Below are 15,441 nucleotides of genomic sequence, written 5' to 3'. Positions count from 1 at the left end.
GCCGCCCCACAGTCGCAGCTCCTGTCCTGACTCTTGTTCGACATTTGGACTCGTAAAGGTCTACACCACGGAAGTGGACTAGACCTCTTGCGGGTCGGAGGTCCACACTGTTCCCCGTGAGACATGTCATCGCCCTCGACGTGGGCGGCACCGGGATGAAGGCCGCCCTCATCGACTCCGGCGGCACACTGCTCCACCAGGGACGCCGGGCGACGGGGCGCGAGCGCGGGCCCGACGCCGTGGTCCGGGACATCGTCGACTTCGCCGCCGAGCTGAGCGCCCACGGCGCCGCCGTGTTCGGGGCGCCCGCCTCCGCCGTCGGCGTCGCCGTCCCCGGCATCGTCGACGAGGCGCACGGCACCGCCGTCTACTCGGCCAACCTCGGCTGGCGTGACGTCCCCCTGCGCGCGCTGATCGCCGGGCGGCTCGGGGTGCCGGTGGCGCTCGGGCACGACGTGCGCACCGGCGGCCTCGCCGAGGGCCGGATCGGCGCGGGCCGGGGCGCGGACCGCTTCCTGTTCGTGGCGCTGGGCACCGGCATCGCGGGCGCGATCGGCTCCGACGGCCGGGTAGAGGCGGGCGCGCACGGCTTCGCGGGCGAGATCGGCCACATCGTCGTACGGCCCGGCGGCGCCGCCTGTCCGTGCGGGCAGCGGGGCTGTCTGGAGCGGTACGCGTCCGCCGCCGCCGTCAGCGAGGCGTGGGCCGCGGCCGGCGGGCAGCAGGACGCGGACGCCGCGGACTGCGCGAAGGCCGTCGTGTCCGGCGACCCGAACGCCGTCCGGGTGTGGCAGGAGGCCGTGGACGCGCTCGCCGACGGACTGGTGACCGCGCTCACCCTGCTGGACCCGCGCACCCTCATCGTCGGCGGCGGGCTCGCCGAGGCGGGGGACGTCCTGTTCGCGCCGCTGCGCGAGGCCGTCCGGCGGCGCGTCACCTTCCAGAAGCTCCCCTCGATCGTCCCCGCCGCCCTGGGCGACACCGCCGGCTGCCTGGGCGCGGGACTGCTCGCCCGGGATCTCCTCGACACCACTGACCCCTCGGAGGTAAGCGCCTGATGGCCCCCAGTTTGGTTCTCGCCGGTGCCCGGGTGGTGCTGCCCACCGGGATCGTGGACGACGGGCGCGTGATCGTCGAGGGCACCCGCGTCGCGGGTGCCGCCCGCGCGGACGCGGAGACCGTCGACGTACGGGGCCACTGGCTGGTCCCGGGCTTCGTCGACCTCCACAACCACGGCGGCGGCGGCGCGTCCTTCTCCGGCACGGCCGACGAGATCATGACGGCCGTCCGCACCCACCGGCAGCACGGCACCACCACACTCGTCGCCTCCACCGTCACCGACGACATGGACCTCCTGGCCCAGCAGGCCGGGCTGCTGTCGGAGCTGACCGAGCAGGGCGAGATCGCCGGCATCCACTTCGAGGGCCCGTTCATCTCCCCGTGCCGAAAGGGCGCCCACTCCGAGGAACTGCTGCGCGACCCGGACCCGGCGGAGGTGCGCAAGCTGCTCGACGCGGCCCGCGGCAGCGCCCGCATGGTCACCCTCGCCACCGAGCTGCCGGGCGGCATCGACTCCGTACGGCTGCTCGCGGAGCACGGCGTGATCGCCGCCGTCGGGCACACGGACGCCACGTACGAACAGACCGTGGAGGCGATCGACGCCGGCGCAACCGTCGCGACCCATCTGTTCAACGCCATGCCGGCGCTCGGCCACCGGGCGCCGGGGCCGGTCGCCGCGCTCCTGGAGGACGAGCGGGTCACGGTCGAGCTGATCAACGACGGCACCCATCTGCACCCGGCGGCGCTGGAGCTGGCGTTCCGGCGCGCGGGCGCGGAGCGGGTCGCGTTCATCACCGACGCGATGGACGCGGCCGGCATCGGCGACGGCCGCTACATGCTCGGCCCGCTGGAGGTCGAGGTCACGGAGGGCGTGGCCCGGCTGGTGGAGGGCGGCTCGATCGCGGGGTCGACGCTGACGCAGGACCGCGCGTTCAAGCGGGCGGTGACCGTGGACCGGCTGCCCGTCGAGGACGCGGTGGCGGCCCTGTCGGCGAACCCGGCCCGGCTGCTCGGGATGGCCGACCGGGTGGGCTCCCTGGAGCCCGGCAAGGACGCCGACCTGGTCCTGCTCGACGCCGGTTTCGACGTCAAGGGCGTGATGCGCCAGGGACGTTGGGTGGTCGCTCCCCGACTGTCCTGATCCGTCCCGCCAATAGACGACGGCGGCCGTCCCGCGCTCTGGGCCGGCCGCCGTGTCTTTGGCATGATCAGGACGCGAACGGCACATGTCCACGAGGGAGGTCGGCCCGGGTGATCCTCACGGTCACGCTGAACACCGCGCTCGATCTCACCTACCGGGTGCGGTCCCTGCGCCCGCAGACCACCCACCGCGTCTCCGAGGTGACCGAACGGCCGGGCGGCAAGGGACTGAACGTGGCCCGGGTGCTGGCCGCGCTCGGCCACCCGGTGACGGTCACCGGGTTCGCGGGCGGCGGCACCGGGCGCGAGGTCCGCGACCGTCTCGCGGGCATCCCGGGGCTGGTCGACGCGCTGGTGCCGGTGGCCGGGGCGACCCGGCGCACGATCGCCGTCGTGGACGAACGCACGGGCGACACCACCCAGCTCAACGAGCCGGGGCCGCCCATAGCGCCGACCGAGTGGGCCGGCTTCCAGCGCGCCTACGAGGAACTCCTCGGCCCCGCCTCGGCGGTGGCGCTGTGCGGGAGCCTGCCACCGGGGGTGCCGGTGGGCGCGTACGCGGGACTGGTACGGGCCGCGCACGCCGCCGGGGTGCCGGTGCTGCTCGACACCGGCGGGGAGCCGCTGCGGCGCGGGCTGGCCGCCCGTCCGGACGTCGTCAAGCCGAACGCGGAGGAACTGGCCGAACTCACCGGCTCCCACGAGCCGCTGCGTGCGGTACGGGACGCCCGGCGGCGCGGCGCCCGCGCGGTCGTGGCCTCCCTGGGCGCACAGGGCCTGCTGGCGCACACCCCCGAGGGGAACTGGTCTGCCGCCCCGCCCGAGCGGCTGCGCGGCAATCCCACCGGCGCCGGGGACTCGGCGGTCGCGGGTCTGCTGTCGGGCCTCGCGGACCGGCTGCCCTGGCCGGACCGGCTGGCCCGCGCGGTGGCCCTGTCGGCCGCGACCGTACTGGCCCCCACCGCGGGCGAGTTCGACCACACGGCGTACGAGGCCCTGCTGGCCCGGGTCACGGTGACCGGCGACCCCACACCGACCCCCTGCGGACGCTGACGACGCCCCGGGCCGTCAGTCCTTGACCTGGCCCTTCTTCAGCCACAGTTGGTCGAGGAGGACGTCGCACTTGTCGCCGGCCTCGCAGGAGATCGACAGGACGTTGGTGCCCTTGGACAGGGTCGGCCAGGCGAAGGTCTTCGTCCACGCCTTGGCCGGGTCGTTGTTGTGCGTGAAGTTGGACAGGTTCAGCTTGCTGCCGAACGGCTTGCCGTTGACGCTCAGCGTCATCGACTGGTCCTCACCGGCCGCGCTGTAGCGCGTGAACAGCGTGTACGTGCCGTCCTCGGGGATGTTGTCCACGGTCCAGGTGACGGAGGAACCGACCTGGTTGAGGCCGCCCACATAGGCGCCGCCCGCCGAGTCCGCGCCCGCGACGTCCGACGCCGTGGCCGCCGTGCCGGCGAGGCGCAGCGTCTTCGCGTCGGTCTTGGGCAGCTCGGCCGGGGCGGTCTCGTCGCCGTCGCTCGGGCTGGGACCCGCGCTCTCGGACTGGGTGGGCTGCGTCTGCGCCTGGTCCCCGGACTTGCCGTCGTCCGAGTTGCCGTTGAGCATGGCGACGCCGATGCCGATGACAACCGCCGCGACCACGGCGATCGCGCCGATCAGCAGCCCCTTGGTGTTGGGGCCGCGGCCCCGCCCCCCGCCCTGCGGCGCGCGCGGGCCGTTCGGGGCACCGCCCGGGTAGGTCTCCGGCGCCTGGTAGTGGGCGTTCGGCTGGCCGTACGTCCCCTGCTGCGGCTGCCCGTAGCCGCCCTGCGGCTGCGCGACGGTCTGCTGGCCGCCGTAGGTGGGCTGCGGCTGCTGTCCGTACTGACGCTCGCCGACCGGGCGCACCCTGTTGACCGCGTTCGGGTAGCCGTAACCACCGGACGGCGGCTGGGCTCCTCTGGCCTGCCCGTCGGCGTACAGGTAGCCGAACGGGTCCTCGTCCTCGGGCGTGCTCGCGCCGTTGTCGCCGGGCGTCATCCCTTGGTACTCCTCAACAGGTGCGGGCGGATCCGGTACAGGTTTTGAATGGCGAGCCTACCCGCTCTCGCTGGGCCGAACGGGTGACTCGACAGGCATCACATCGCTGACCTGGGGATCATCCCGCGCGCCTGTGCTGTTTGGGACGAGATCTTTTCTCGACGTACATCCGTTCGTCGGCGGATTTCAACACTTCGTCCGCAGTCATCCCGCAATGTGCCCAGCCGATGCCGAAGCTGGCGCCCACCCGCACGGCCCGGCCCTCCGCCCTGATGGGCTGGATGATCTCGTTGCGCAGCCGTACGGCCAGGTCCTGGGCGTCGGCGTTGCCGAGGCCGTCGGCGAGGATCACGAACTCGTCGCCGCCCAGCCGGGCCACGGTGTCACCGTCGCGCACGCCCCTGCTGAGCCTGCGGGCCACCTCGATGAGGACGGCGTCGCCCGCGTTGTGCCCGAACCGGTCGTTGATCGACTTGAAGCCGTCGAGGTCGCAGAAGAGGACCGCGAGGCCCTTGGTGCCGTCGTCCTGGCCGCTGTCGGGGGCGACGGTGTGCACATGGTGGTCGAAGCCGTCGAAGCTCTCGGGCGCGGCCGCGAAGTCGAAGCCGTGGCCGTTGACGTCGTAGGCGGGATGGCCGTAGGCCGCGTCCGCGGACTCGATCTCCCCGACGTGCGAGGGGCGCCGGCACAGCCGGGAGGCGAGCCGCGAGCGCAGCTCGGCGGAGTTCGGCAGGCCCGTGAGCGAGTCGTGCGAGGCGCGGTGGGCGAGCTGGAGCTCGCGGCGCTTGCGCTCCTCGATGTCCTCGACGTGGGTCAGCAGGAAGCGGGGGCCGTCGGTGGCGTCGGCGACGACGGAGTTGCGCAGGGACACCCAGACGTAGGAGCCGTCGCGGCGGCCGAGCCGCAGTTCCGCGCGCCCGCCCTCTGCCGAGGTGCGCAGCAGGGTGCCGATGTCCTCGGGGTGCACCAGGTCGGAGAAGGAGTAGCGGCGCATCGCGGAGGCGGGGCGGCCGAGCAGCCGGCACAGGGCGTCGTTGGTGCGCAGGATGCGGCCGTGCTGGTCGCCGCCCATCTCGGCGATGGCCATGCCGGAGGGGGCGTACTCGAACGCCTGACGGAAGCTTTCCTCGCTGGCGCGCAACGCCTGCTGCTCCCGCTCCAGGCGGACCAGGGCGCGCTGCATGTTGGCCCGCAGCCGGGCGTTGCTGATGGCGATGGCCGCCTGGAACGCGTACATCTGGAGCGCCTCGCGGCCCCAGGCGCCCGGGTGGCGGCCGTTGCGCGGCCGGTCGACGGAGATCACGCCGAGCAGTTCGCCGGAGGAGCCCTGCACGCCCGGGGTGTACATCGGGGCGAAGAGGCGGTCGGAGGGGTGCCACTCGTCCTCGAAGCGGGGGGCGGGACCGTCGGTGTACCACTGGGGGACGTCGTCGTCGTCCAGGACCCAGCCCTCGGTGTGCGGTATGAACCGCAGGTCGCCCCAGGACTCGCCCATGGTGAGCCGGCGCTCCCAGGACCCGCGGGAGCCGACCCGGCCGGTGATGAGGGCCTCCGCGGCGGAGTTCCCGGCGAAGGCGGCGACGACCAGGTCGCCGTCGGGGCGCACGAGGTTGACGCACGCCATCTCGTACCCCAGGGCGCCCACCACGCCGTCGGCGACGGTCTGCAGTGTGTCCGCCAGGCTGCGGGCCGTGTTCATGTCGGCCATGACCTGGTGCAGCTGTCGCAGGGACGCAAGGCGGACGTACGGCTCCGACTCGGTCTCCATGCTCGCCCTCCCCCCGAGACCTCAGCAGCGAATCAAGGGATGTCTTCGGCGCTTCTTATCGGTGGTGCCCCTTGCATCTTCCCCGCCACTGAATCACAGCGCGCTCCCCACCCGGTACACAGGGTCAACAATTCATGGCCCTTGTGACTCAAGTCACAGAAGAACATGAACAATTGAGTGGGGTTTCCGCGTTTCCCCGGGATTTCCGCACGGTCGTTCCGTAGTCCTAGGACCCGGTTCGGGCGGAGGCCCGATGCGGTCCGCGCGCAGCGAACACTAGCGTTTCCGGCGTGTCGAACAACCCCGCTCCCCTGCCGCCGTCCGCCCTCCCGGCCTCCCCCGGGCATGCTGTGGGGGTGAGCAACGACGCGTTCCGGGCCGCGATGTCCCGGCTGGCCGCGGGGGTGGTCCTGGTGACCGCGCGGGAGACCCCGCTCGACCCGGACGACCCCTCGGCGCCGCCCGGCGAGGACGCCGGCATGACGGCGACGGCGTTCCTCTCCGTGTCCCTGGAACCGCCGCTGGTGCTGGTCAGCCTGCGTACGGGGGCCCGGATGGACGACCTGCTCGACGAGCAGCCGCTGTGGGCGGTGTCCGTGCTCACGGAGAGCCAGCGGCACATCGCCGGGCGCTTCGCGATGAAGGGCCGCATCAGCGACCGGCTGCTGTTCGAGGACATCGCGTACACGCGCGGCGAGGTGACGGGGGCGCCGCTCGTCGGCGGGGCGCTCGCGACCCTGGAGTGCCGGACCGAGCGGCGGGTGCCGGCCGGGGACCACACCCTGGTGATCGGCCGGGTCCTCACCGCCCGGGTGCCGAGCGCCGACGGCGGGCCCCTGCTCTATTTCCGGGGCCGCTACCGACAGTTGGGCTAATACGGCGGCCGAGGGCGCGGGCGGAATTCCCGTGGCAGTTATGTGAACCGCCTCACTAAGGTGCCCCGATGACACCCCGCCTGGAAGAACTCACCCCCCGGAATTTCGACGCGGCGACCGCTATTCGCGTCCACCCGGACCAGGAGCGGGCAGCATCGACCGGTACGGCGACGGCCGGGTGCGACGGTCGGGCCTGTGGCGGCTGAACATCGCGGCGGAGCGGCAGGGCCGGGGCCACGGACGGTTCGCGGTCGAGTCCGTCGCCGAGGAGATCCGCCGGCGGGGCGGCCGCGAACTGTACGTCACCCGGCACCCCGGCCCCTCCGGCCCCGAGGGCTTCTACCTGGGCCTCGGCTTCCGGACGAACGGGGAGACCAGCGGGGGCCAGACGGTCGGGGTGCCGGCCCTGGCACCCGGCGGCTGGTGCGCCTGTCGGGGCACTAGTCGAGCACGACCGTCATGCGGGACACCTGGTCCGGGTCCGCGACGACCGTGACGGCCGTGATGCGGTCGCCGGCGAAGCCGAAGGTCAGCAGGCGGTCCGGGCGGGTGCCCGCGAGGAGGGCCAGGCCGGGCACGCCGTCCACCAGGGCGGTGCGGGCGGCGGCTGCGAGGTACACGAAGCGCCACGCCCCGGAGGCGACCGCCGCCGCCCCCACGGTCTCCCCGGTCTCGCCGCGGGCCACCACGTCCGGGTCGAGCACCGCGAGCAGCCCGTCGAAGTCGCCCCCGCGCGCGGCGGCGAGGAACGCGTCCACGACCGCCCGCTGCCGCGCCACGTCGACGTCCGGCACCGGCGCCCCCTGCACCCGCCGCCTGGCCCGGCTCGCCAACTGCCGTGCCGCGGCCGGGCTGCGTCCGAGGACGCGGGCGACCTCCTCGAACGGCACCGCGAACAGGTCGTGCAGCACGAACGCCAGCCGCTCGGCCGGCGAGAGCGTGTCCAGGACGACCAGGAGCGCCACGCCCACCGAGTCGGCGAGCAGCGCGTCCTGTTCGGGGCCGGCGGTGGCGACGGGCACCTCGGGGCCCTGTTCCAGGGGCTGTTCGGCCCGGTGCGTGCGGGAGCGCAGCATGTCCAGGCAGACCCGTCCGACGACCGTCGTCAGCCAGCCGCCCAGGTTCTCCACCTGCGCGCCGTCGCTGCGGCTCAGCCGGAGCCAGGCCTCCTGCACCGCGTCGTCGGCCTCGGCCGCCGAACCGAGCATCCGGTACGCGACGGCCCGCAGCCGTGCCCGGTGCGCCTCGAACCGCTCGGCCAGGACGTCGTCGCCACCCATGTCCGTACCCGCCTCTCGTCCGGCGCTGTCGCCGATGCCGTCGGTGTGCTGACGAACGGGAGGACGGGAATGTGACAACGGAGGGTCCGGGGCCGTGGGCGTGGCCGTGGCCGTGGACGCGGGTGCCGGTCCGTTACGTCCAGTCCCGGCCCGAGCGGCCCCGCTTGGTGTCGGAGCGCTGCTTCTTCTGCCGCAGCCGGCGTTCGTTGATCCCGCGCGGGATGCGGGTCGGCCTGCGCTGCTTGGGCGGGGGCGCGGTCGCCTCGGCCAGCAGGGCGGCCAGCCGTACGGCGGCGGCCTCGCGGTTGCGCCACTGTGAGCGGTGTTCGGACGCCCGTACGGTGAGCACGCCGTCGACGAGGCGGCCGGCCAGCCGCTCCAGGGCGCGCTGCTTCCACACGGGCGGCAGCGCCTCGGTGCGGGCCAGGTCGAACCTCAGCTCCACCTGGGAGTCACTGGTGTTGACGTGCTGTCCGCCCGGCCCGGACGACCGCGAGAAACGCCACATGAGCTCGGCGTCGGGAAGCACGACGGAGCCGCGGACGACATGGGGTTCGGACATGTGTCCATGGTCGCGGGGCGGGCGGGCCACGTCATCCGGTTTTCCCGGGTAAAAAAGGTAAAGGCACCCGGAACCACTGGTACCCCCCTCGACGTTGTCCCCGGTGACGGTAGCTTCGTCCCCAGTACGAAGCCGTACGTACGCAACGAGGGAAGGGACTCCCAAACCATGGCTGTAAGCCTGTCCAAGGGTGGCAACGTCTCGCTCACCAAGGAGGCTCCGGGCCTGACCGCCGTCACCGTGGGCCTCGGCTGGGACGTCCGCACCACCACCGGCACGGACTTCGACCTCGACGCCTCCGCCATCGCGGTCAACACGCAGGGCAAGGTCTACTCGGACGCCCACTTCGTCTTCTTCAACAACAAGCAGACCCCGGACAACTCGATCGTCCACACCGGTGACAACCGCACCGGCGAGGGCGCGGGCGACGACGAGGCGATCAACGTCAACCTGGCCGCCCTGCCGGCCGACATCGACAAGATCGTGTTCCCGGTCTCCATCTACGACGCCGAGAACCGCGGGCAGAACTTCGGCCAGGTCCGCAACGCGTACATCCGGATCATCAACCAGGCCGGCGGCGCCGAGATCGCGCGCTACGACCTGTCGGAGGACGCCGCCACGGAGACGGCCATGGTCTTCGGCGAGCTGTACCGCAACGGCGCGGAGTGGAAGTTCCGCGCGGTCGGCCAGGGCTACGCCTCGGGCCTGGTCGGCATCGCCCAGGACTTCGGCGTCAACGTCTGACCACGCCCCACCGACGAGCCCCGGCCGCACCGACACCGCGCCCGGGGCTCGCGGCGCATCCGCTGCCGCGGGGGGGACCGACACTCCCGGCGCACCCCTCTCATCTCACGAAAGTGAAACGCCCGCCCGACACACCCGCTCCCACGGGAGAAACCTGCGCTCCCGACGCACCCGCCCCACCGGAGAGACCCACACCCCGCGCACCCACTCCCACGGGAGGGACCCGCGCGTCTGACGCGCCTGCTCCCAGGGGAGGCACCCGCACCCCCGTGCCCCTGCTCTCACCGGAGGGACTCGCTCTCCCGGTGCCCCCGCCCATGCCGAGGCGACCACCCCGAGCCGCCGTCCCACGCCCGATGCCCTACGCCCCACGTGCCACGCGGCGGACGTCCCGGCATCCCGCCGCGGGAGCGGTTCGCGCCTGCTTCGGGGTACGTTGCCCCGGTGATCCTTGAAGGGCTTCCCCGGGGGCGGGACATTCCCGTCGCGGTGCTCACCGAGCTCACCGCGCTCTACGCGTCCAACCGGGAGTTCCACGCCCTGAGCGGTGACTTCCCGGACCCGGACGACGTCACGGCCGAGCAGGTGGCCGCCGCGCTGGCCGACGAGCTGGCGCAGCCGGGCGCGGAGGTGCTGATGGCCCGCAGCGAGGGGCGGCTGATCGGGGTCGTGGTGACCCTGGACCGGCACCCGGACCCGGCCGACCCGGACCCGTGGATCGGTCTGCTGATGGTGGACGCGGCCGTGCGGGGCCGGGGCCACGGCCGCCGGATCGCCGAGCTCGTGGAGGAACGCCTGCGGGCGAGCGGCCGTACGGCGGTCCGGCTCGCCGTCCTCGACAACAACCCCGGGGCGCTGGCCTTCTGGACCGCCCTCGGTCACCAGGTCGTCGACCACCGCCCCGACCTCGCGCACGGCCGCCCCTGCACCGTCCTGCGCAAGCTGCTGCGCACCCCGCGCCGGGCGGCCCGGGTCGCGGTGGTGGACCCGGAGGGCGCGGTGTTCCTGCTGCGCTACGACAACGTCGAGATCGGCGTCCACTGGGCCCTGCCCGGCGGCGGTCTGGAGGCGGACGAGGGCCCCCGCGAGGGCGCGCTGCGGGAGTTGCGCGAGGAGACCGGCTGGACGGACCTGGCGCCGGGCGACCTGCTGTGCACGTGGGAGCACGACTTCACGCACGGCTCGACCCCGGTGCACCAGCACGAGCACGTCTACGTCACCCGGGGCCCGCGCCGCGAACCGACCGGTCCCCAGCTCGCCGCCGCCCACGCCGCGGACGGCATCCTCACCTGGCGCTGGTGGACCCGCGCGGAACTCGCCGCGGAGGCCGAGCCGGTGTGGCCCCCGGACCTGGCCCGGCTCCTGGACGAGTGGGAGGCGTAGGGCCCGCCGGCCCCACGGCCCCGTCGACCCCACAGTCCGTCGACCTCATGGCCCCGTCGCCCCCATGGCCCTGCCGGGGCCTCCGACGGGGCGTGACACCATCTCGTACGTGCTCGACATCGGCTACGCCCTCTCCAACCGCTTCCCGGACCCCCCGCAGACCGACTACCGGCGTGCGGACGTGCGGGCGCTGCGGCACGACCTGTTCTGCGGGGACGTCTACCTCGCGGACACCGAGTCGGACCGGGAACTGTCCACGGCCTGGGGATGGGTGCCGGTGCTGGACTTCGCCTGGGCGCTGTGCGACATCGTGGAGCGGCTGGACCGCGACCCGGCGGGCTCCCGCGCGTCCCGGCCGCAGCACGCGGAGCTGGACTTCACCGAGTCCACCGACCGGATGCTCTTCGAGCGCCGCTTCGGCTGGGTGGACATCGAGTCCGACTGGATGCCTGCCGAGGAGAAGCCGCTCAGCTTCTCCCACGCCGAACTGCGCCGCGAGGCACGGGACTTCCTGCACGACGTGATCGCCGACCTGACCGACCTCCACGAGGACCTGGCGGAGAACCCGGCGATCTGGACGCTCCAGGCGAGGTTCCCCAGGGTGGCGTGAGGCCGCGCGGGCGGTCTACGGGGCGCCGTCGTCGACCCTGATGCCCAGCTGGGCCGCCAGCACCGGGGCCAGGTCCAGCAGTTGCCCCGTGCTGATCACCGCCCCCGTGAGCCGGTCGATCCCGCGCGCGACCTCCAGGGAGGCGACCCCGCGCAGGTCCACGTCCTTGAGCGTCGCCCCGGTGAAGTCCGCCGACCTCAGGACGCAGTCGGTGAACGCGACCCGCTCCAAGCGGGCGCCGCCGAAGTCGGGTTCGACCAGGACGCAGTGCTCGAAGACGACGTCCTTGAGCCGGGCCGTGCGCAGATTGAGGTAGTCGATCTTGCCGCCCCGGACGACGACCCGCTCCAGGACGGCGCCGTGGAGCTGGGTGCCGCCCAGGCGCGCGTCGGTCAGTTCGACGTCGCGGAGCGTGGCCTCGGCGAGGTCGGTGCCCACCCCTCGCACCGCGCCGAGGGCGGAGTCGAGGAACCGGGCGTGGTGCAGCCGTGTCCCGTCGAGGACGCAGCCGCTCAGCGCGCAGTCCATGAAGCGCGCCCCGGCCCCGTCCTGACCGGTGAGGTCGGTCTCCGTGAAGGCCAGTCCGTCGTAGTCGCCGTCGGGTGCCAACTCCTCGTCCCCGTACGGCTCCAGGGGCGGCAGTCGCAGTTCCGGCCGCCGCGGTACGGGCACCCCGGTGCCCCCGGTCGTTCTCCTCGCCATGCGCCCATGCTGCACCCCGCCACTGACAATCGCCCCGACCTGCGGCGACACGGCCGATGTCACATTCGCGGCGGCGCGGGCGTCCTATCCGCGTAAGGCGCCCCCGGCCGCCGGCCCCCTTGACCTCAAGCGGGCTTGAGGTCGAACAGTGAGGCGGACAGCGCACGACCGACGACCTTCGACGGGGGAACCCCGATGCACGCCATCCGTCTGCACCGCTTCGGCCCGGCCGAGAACCTCAGACACGAGCGGGTCGCCGACCCGGAGCCCGGCCCCGGGCAGGTCCGCATCGCCGTGGCCGCCGCGGGCGTCCATCTGCTCGACGCCGCCCTGCGCGCGGGCCACCGGGGCCCGCTGCCCGAGCTGCCCGCCCTGCCGACCGTGCCGGGCCGCGAGGTGGCGGGGGTCGTGGAGTCGCTCGGCGAGGGCGTGGCCCGGCTGTGGCTCGGCCGGCGGGTGGTGGCCCATCTCGGGTTCGCGCCCGGCGGCTACGCCGAGCTGGCCGTCTGCGACGTGGACCGTGTGCACGAGGTCCCGGCCGGCCTGGACTTCGCCGAGGCGGTCGCGATGATCGGCACGGGCCGTACGGCCATGGGGATCGTGCAGTTCGCCGAGCTGGGCCCGGACTCCGTGGCCGTGATCCCGGCGGCGGCCGGCGGGCTCGGCACCCTGCTCACGCAGTACGCGCGGAACGTCGGCGCCACGGTCGTCGGGATCGCGGGCGGCCCGGCGAAGGTCGCGCGGGCACGGGCGGCCGGTGCCGACCCGGCCGTCGACCGCACCGACCCGGCCTGGCCGGACAAGGTCCGCGCACACCTGGGCGGCCGGGCGGCCACCGTCGTGTTCGACGGGGTGGGCGGGGAGGTCGCCCGGCAGGCGGTGGACCTGCTCGGGCCCGGCGGGCGGCACCTGGTCTTCGGCTGGTCCTCGGCCGGTCTCGCGGACGGGCGGCCGTATCTCGTCGACGGGGTGTCGGAGCAGGTCCTCGGGCCGGTGATGCTCGCCCGCACGGGCGGCCCCGACCCGCTGCGCACCCTCGAACTGCGGGCGCTCGCCCAGGCCGCCGAGGGCCGGCTGAGGCCCGCGCTCACCCGCTTCCCCCTGGCCGCCGCGGCGGCCGCGCACCGTGCGCTGGAGAACCGTAGGACGATCGGAAAGGTGGTCCTGGAACCATGACCAGGAACAGCAGGATTCGGGATGCGATGCCTCCCGAATCATGGTCTTCTGACCGGGTGAATATCACCCGAAAAGGTGAATCCGAGGCGCAGAAGGGTGATGTCGACCCGCGCCGCTGGTGGGGACTGGTCATCATCGCCCTCGCCCAGCTGATGGTGGTGCTGGACGCGACGATCGTGAACATCGCGCTCCCGTCCGCACAGCACGACCTGGGCATGTCCGACGGGAACCGGCAGTGGGTGATCACCGCCTACACCCTGGCCTTCGGCGGTCTGCTCCTGCTGGGCGGCCGAATAGCCGACCTGGTCGGCCGCAAGCGGACCTTCGTCGTCGGGCTGATCGGCTTCGCGGCGGCCTCCGCGCTGGGCGGCGCAGCCACCGGCTCGGGCATGCTGTTCGGCGCCCGCGCCCTCCAGGGCGTGTTCGCGGCGGTCCTCGCGCCGTCCGCGCTCAGCCTGCTGACGACGACGTTCACCGACCCGCGCGAGCGCGGCAAGGCGTTCGGCATCTACGGCGCGCTCGCGGGCAGCGGCTCGGCGATCGGGTTCATCGTCGGCGGGCTGCTCACCGAGTACCTGAACTGGCGCTGGTGCCTGTACGTCAACGTGCCCATCGCCGTCGTCGCGGTGATCGGCGCGCTCGCCCTGCTGCACGACCGGCCCGCCCGCTCCGGGGCCCGGCTCGACGTGCCCGGAGTCCTGCTCGGCTGCGGCGGACTGGTCGCCGTCGTCTACGGCTTCAGCGAGGCCCAGCCGCGCGGCTGGAGCGACCCGCTGGTGCTGGGCCTGTTCGCGGCGGGCGCCGTCCTGCTCGCGGCCTTCGTGTGGTGGCAGGCCAGGACCCCGATGCCGCTGCTGCCGCTGCGCATCGTGCGGGACCGCAACCGCGCGGGCTGCTTCCTGACCATGGCGCTGGCCGTGATCGGCATGTTCGGGCTGTTCCTGTTCATGACCTACTACCTCCAGGTCATCCTCGGCTACTCGCCCGTGCGCACCGGCCTGGCGTTCCTGCCGCTGACGGCGGCCATCATCATCGGCTCGACCCAGATATCCGCCCGGCTGCTCCAGCGCACGGCGCCGCGCACGCTGATGGTCCCCGGCATGGTGCTCGCGGCGGGCGGCATGCTGATCCTGACCCGGATGACGGTCGACTCCTCGTACACCACGGAGATCCTGCCCGCCCTGATCCTCATGGGCCTCGGCATGGGTCTGACGTTCATGCCGGTGTTCGCCACCTCCACCGCGGGCGTCGCCCCCGAGGACTCCGGCGTCACCTCGGCGACCGTCAACACCGCCCAGCAGGTGGGCGGTTCGATCGGCACGGCACTGCTCAACACGATCGCCACCACCAGCAGCGCCGCCTACATCACCGCCCATCTGCACGGCCCCGCCGACCGGGCGGCCGTGGTCCCGGCGGGCGTGGTGCACGGCTACACGGTCGCCATCTGGTGGGCGGCCGGCGTGATGCTGCTCGCCGCCCTGGTCGCCGGCCTGATGGTCACGCAGAAGGCACCGCCGCGGGGGCTGCCGGCGCAGGCGCCCGTGCCCGAGTCAGTGAGCTGAGCCGCCCAGCGCGGCGAGCGCCCCGTCCGTCAGCCGGTATCCGGTCCAGCCGAGCTGCGGACGGGCGCCCAGGGCCTCGTAGAAGCCGATCGCGGGCTCGTTCCAGTCGAGGACCGACCACTCCAGCCGCTCGTAGCCGCGCGCCACGCAGATCCGGGCCAGCTCGGTCAGCAGGGCGCGGCCGTGCCCGCCACCGCGGGCCGACGGGCGCACGTAGAGGTCCTCCAGGTGGATGCCGTGGGCACCGCGCCAGGTCGAGAAGTTCAGGAACCACAGGGCGAAGCCGACCGGCACACCGTCCCCGCCTGCTGCGCCGGCCCCGCCGGCCCCCTCATCCGTGTCGCCCGTGTCGCCCGTGTCGTCGACGGCGACGTGCGCGAAGACGGCCGGCCGCGCGCCGAACAGCGCCTCGCGCAGCTGCTCCTCGGTGGCCCGTGCCTCACCGGGCGCCTTCTCGTAGGCGGCGAGTTCACGGATCAGGGCGTGCAGCACGGGGACGTCGGCGGGCGTCGCGGTACGAATCATGGGCCGAGGCTAACCACCGGCACCGCGCCGGGT

General features: G+C 73.5%; 15 protein-coding genes and 1 pseudogene. 10 read left to right on the top strand and 6 right to left on the bottom strand.

The features are described 5' to 3' along the window. The first annotated feature begins 116 nt into the window (after positions 1-116). The 3 genes from AB0F77_RS23645 (at position 117) to AB0F77_RS23635 (ending at position 3,252) form a co-directional block, all read left to right on the top strand. Positions 117-1,058: an ROK family protein gene (locus AB0F77_RS23645; RefSeq protein ID WP_361951969.1), complete on the top strand. Its 942-nt coding sequence runs from the start codon at positions 117-119 to the stop codon at positions 1,056-1,058. Beyond that, positions 1,058-2,200, top strand: a complete 1,143-nt coding sequence (nagA, locus tag AB0F77_RS23640) for an N-acetylglucosamine-6-phosphate deacetylase (RefSeq protein ID WP_361951966.1) — start codon at positions 1,058-1,060, stop codon at positions 2,198-2,200. Before AB0F77_RS23645 ends, nagA begins: the two co-directional genes overlap by 1 nt. Positions 2,201-2,310: 110 nt before the next feature. Then, on the top strand, positions 2,311-3,252 hold the full coding sequence (locus tag AB0F77_RS23635) for a 1-phosphofructokinase family hexose kinase (RefSeq protein WP_361951963.1): 942 nt from the start codon (positions 2,311-2,313) through the stop codon (positions 3,250-3,252). 15 nt (positions 3,253-3,267) lie between these two features. On the opposite strand, the gene AB0F77_RS23630 is transcribed toward AB0F77_RS23635, so the two are convergent. Together AB0F77_RS23630 and cdgB are read right to left on the bottom strand one after the other, a co-directional pair. Further along, positions 3,268-4,221: a carbohydrate-binding protein gene (locus AB0F77_RS23630; RefSeq protein ID WP_361951960.1), complete on the bottom strand. Its 954-nt coding sequence runs from the start codon at positions 4,219-4,221 to the stop codon at positions 3,268-3,270. Between the two features lie 118 nt (positions 4,222-4,339). Beyond that, positions 4,340-5,989, bottom strand: a complete 1,650-nt coding sequence (gene cdgB / locus AB0F77_RS23625) for a diguanylate cyclase CdgB (protein ID WP_361951957.1) — start codon at positions 5,987-5,989, stop codon at positions 4,340-4,342. Positions 5,990-6,279: 290 nt separating this feature from the next. Between cdgB and AB0F77_RS23620 the strand changes: the two genes are divergently transcribed. Beyond that, positions 6,280-6,864 (top strand): flavin reductase family protein, encoded by a 585-nt coding sequence (locus tag AB0F77_RS23620; RefSeq protein WP_361951954.1) that lies wholly within the window; start codon positions 6,280-6,282, stop codon positions 6,862-6,864. Between the two features lie 68 nt (positions 6,865-6,932). Then, positions 6,933-7,360 (top strand): annotated as a pseudogene (locus AB0F77_RS23615) (GNAT family N-acetyltransferase). On the opposite strand, the gene AB0F77_RS23610 reads toward AB0F77_RS23615, so the two are convergent. Together AB0F77_RS23610 and arfB are read right to left on the bottom strand one after the other, a co-directional pair. Then, entirely contained in the window at positions 7,305-8,144 is an 840-nt protein-coding gene (locus AB0F77_RS23610; protein WP_361951951.1) for a sigma-70 family RNA polymerase sigma factor, read from the bottom strand. The pseudogene AB0F77_RS23615 and the gene AB0F77_RS23610 overlap by 56 nt on opposite strands. 133 nt (positions 8,145-8,277) lie before the next feature. Then, the gene (gene arfB, locus AB0F77_RS23605; RefSeq protein ID WP_361951948.1) at positions 8,278-8,706 is read right to left on the bottom strand and encodes an alternative ribosome rescue aminoacyl-tRNA hydrolase ArfB; all 429 of its coding nucleotides are present in this window, start codon (positions 8,704-8,706) and stop codon (positions 8,278-8,280) included. Between the two features lie 168 nt (positions 8,707-8,874). Here arfB and AB0F77_RS23600 point away from each other — a divergent pair, with 168 nt between their 5' ends. From AB0F77_RS23600 to AB0F77_RS23590, 3 genes are all read left to right on the top strand, one after another. After that, positions 8,875-9,450: a TerD family protein gene (locus AB0F77_RS23600; RefSeq protein WP_067005091.1), complete on the top strand. Its 576-nt coding sequence runs from the start codon at positions 8,875-8,877 to the stop codon at positions 9,448-9,450. 444 nt (positions 9,451-9,894) lie between these two features. Then, positions 9,895-10,833 carry a bifunctional GNAT family N-acetyltransferase/NUDIX hydrolase gene (locus tag AB0F77_RS23595; protein ID WP_361951944.1) on the top strand — a complete coding sequence of 313 codons (939 nt, stop codon included), beginning with the start codon at positions 9,895-9,897 and terminating at the stop codon, positions 10,831-10,833. A gap of 109 nt (positions 10,834-10,942) precedes the next feature. Further along, positions 10,943-11,443 carry a hypothetical protein gene (locus AB0F77_RS23590; RefSeq protein ID WP_361951941.1) on the top strand — a complete coding sequence of 167 codons (501 nt, stop codon included), beginning with the start codon at positions 10,943-10,945 and terminating at the stop codon, positions 11,441-11,443. A 15-nt stretch (positions 11,444-11,458) separates the two neighbouring features. On the opposite strand, the gene AB0F77_RS23585 is transcribed toward AB0F77_RS23590, so the two are convergent. After that, on the bottom strand, positions 11,459-12,145 hold the full coding sequence (locus AB0F77_RS23585) for a pentapeptide repeat-containing protein (RefSeq protein WP_361951938.1): 687 nt from the start codon (positions 12,143-12,145) through the stop codon (positions 11,459-11,461). A gap of 195 nt (positions 12,146-12,340) precedes the next feature. Here AB0F77_RS23585 and AB0F77_RS23580 point away from each other — a divergent pair, with 195 nt between their 5' ends. Together AB0F77_RS23580 and AB0F77_RS23575 are read left to right on the top strand one after the other, a co-directional pair. After that, positions 12,341-13,321: a zinc-binding dehydrogenase gene (locus AB0F77_RS23580; protein ID WP_361951935.1), complete on the top strand. Its 981-nt coding sequence runs from the start codon at positions 12,341-12,343 to the stop codon at positions 13,319-13,321. A gap of 56 nt (positions 13,322-13,377) precedes the next feature. Beyond that, positions 13,378-14,883: an MFS transporter gene (locus AB0F77_RS23575; protein ID WP_361951932.1), complete on the top strand. Its 1,506-nt coding sequence runs from the start codon at positions 13,378-13,380 to the stop codon at positions 14,881-14,883. Here the strand turns inward: AB0F77_RS23575 and AB0F77_RS23570 are convergent. Beyond that, complete coding sequence (locus tag AB0F77_RS23570) at positions 14,872-15,408, bottom strand: GNAT family N-acetyltransferase (protein ID WP_361951929.1); 537 nt, start codon at positions 15,406-15,408, stop codon at positions 14,872-14,874. The two genes, AB0F77_RS23575 and AB0F77_RS23570, sit on opposite strands and share 12 nt — an antisense overlap. Positions 15,409-15,441 lie beyond the last annotated feature (33 nt).

It is taken from the genome of Streptomyces sp. NPDC026672 (genome assembly GCF_040638185.1).
In the GTDB taxonomy this organism is placed as follows: Bacteria; Actinomycetota; Actinomycetes; order Streptomycetales; family Streptomycetaceae; genus Streptomyces.
Note: the sequence above shows the minus strand (reverse complement) of the source record. Positions and strands in the feature narration are given on the sequence as shown.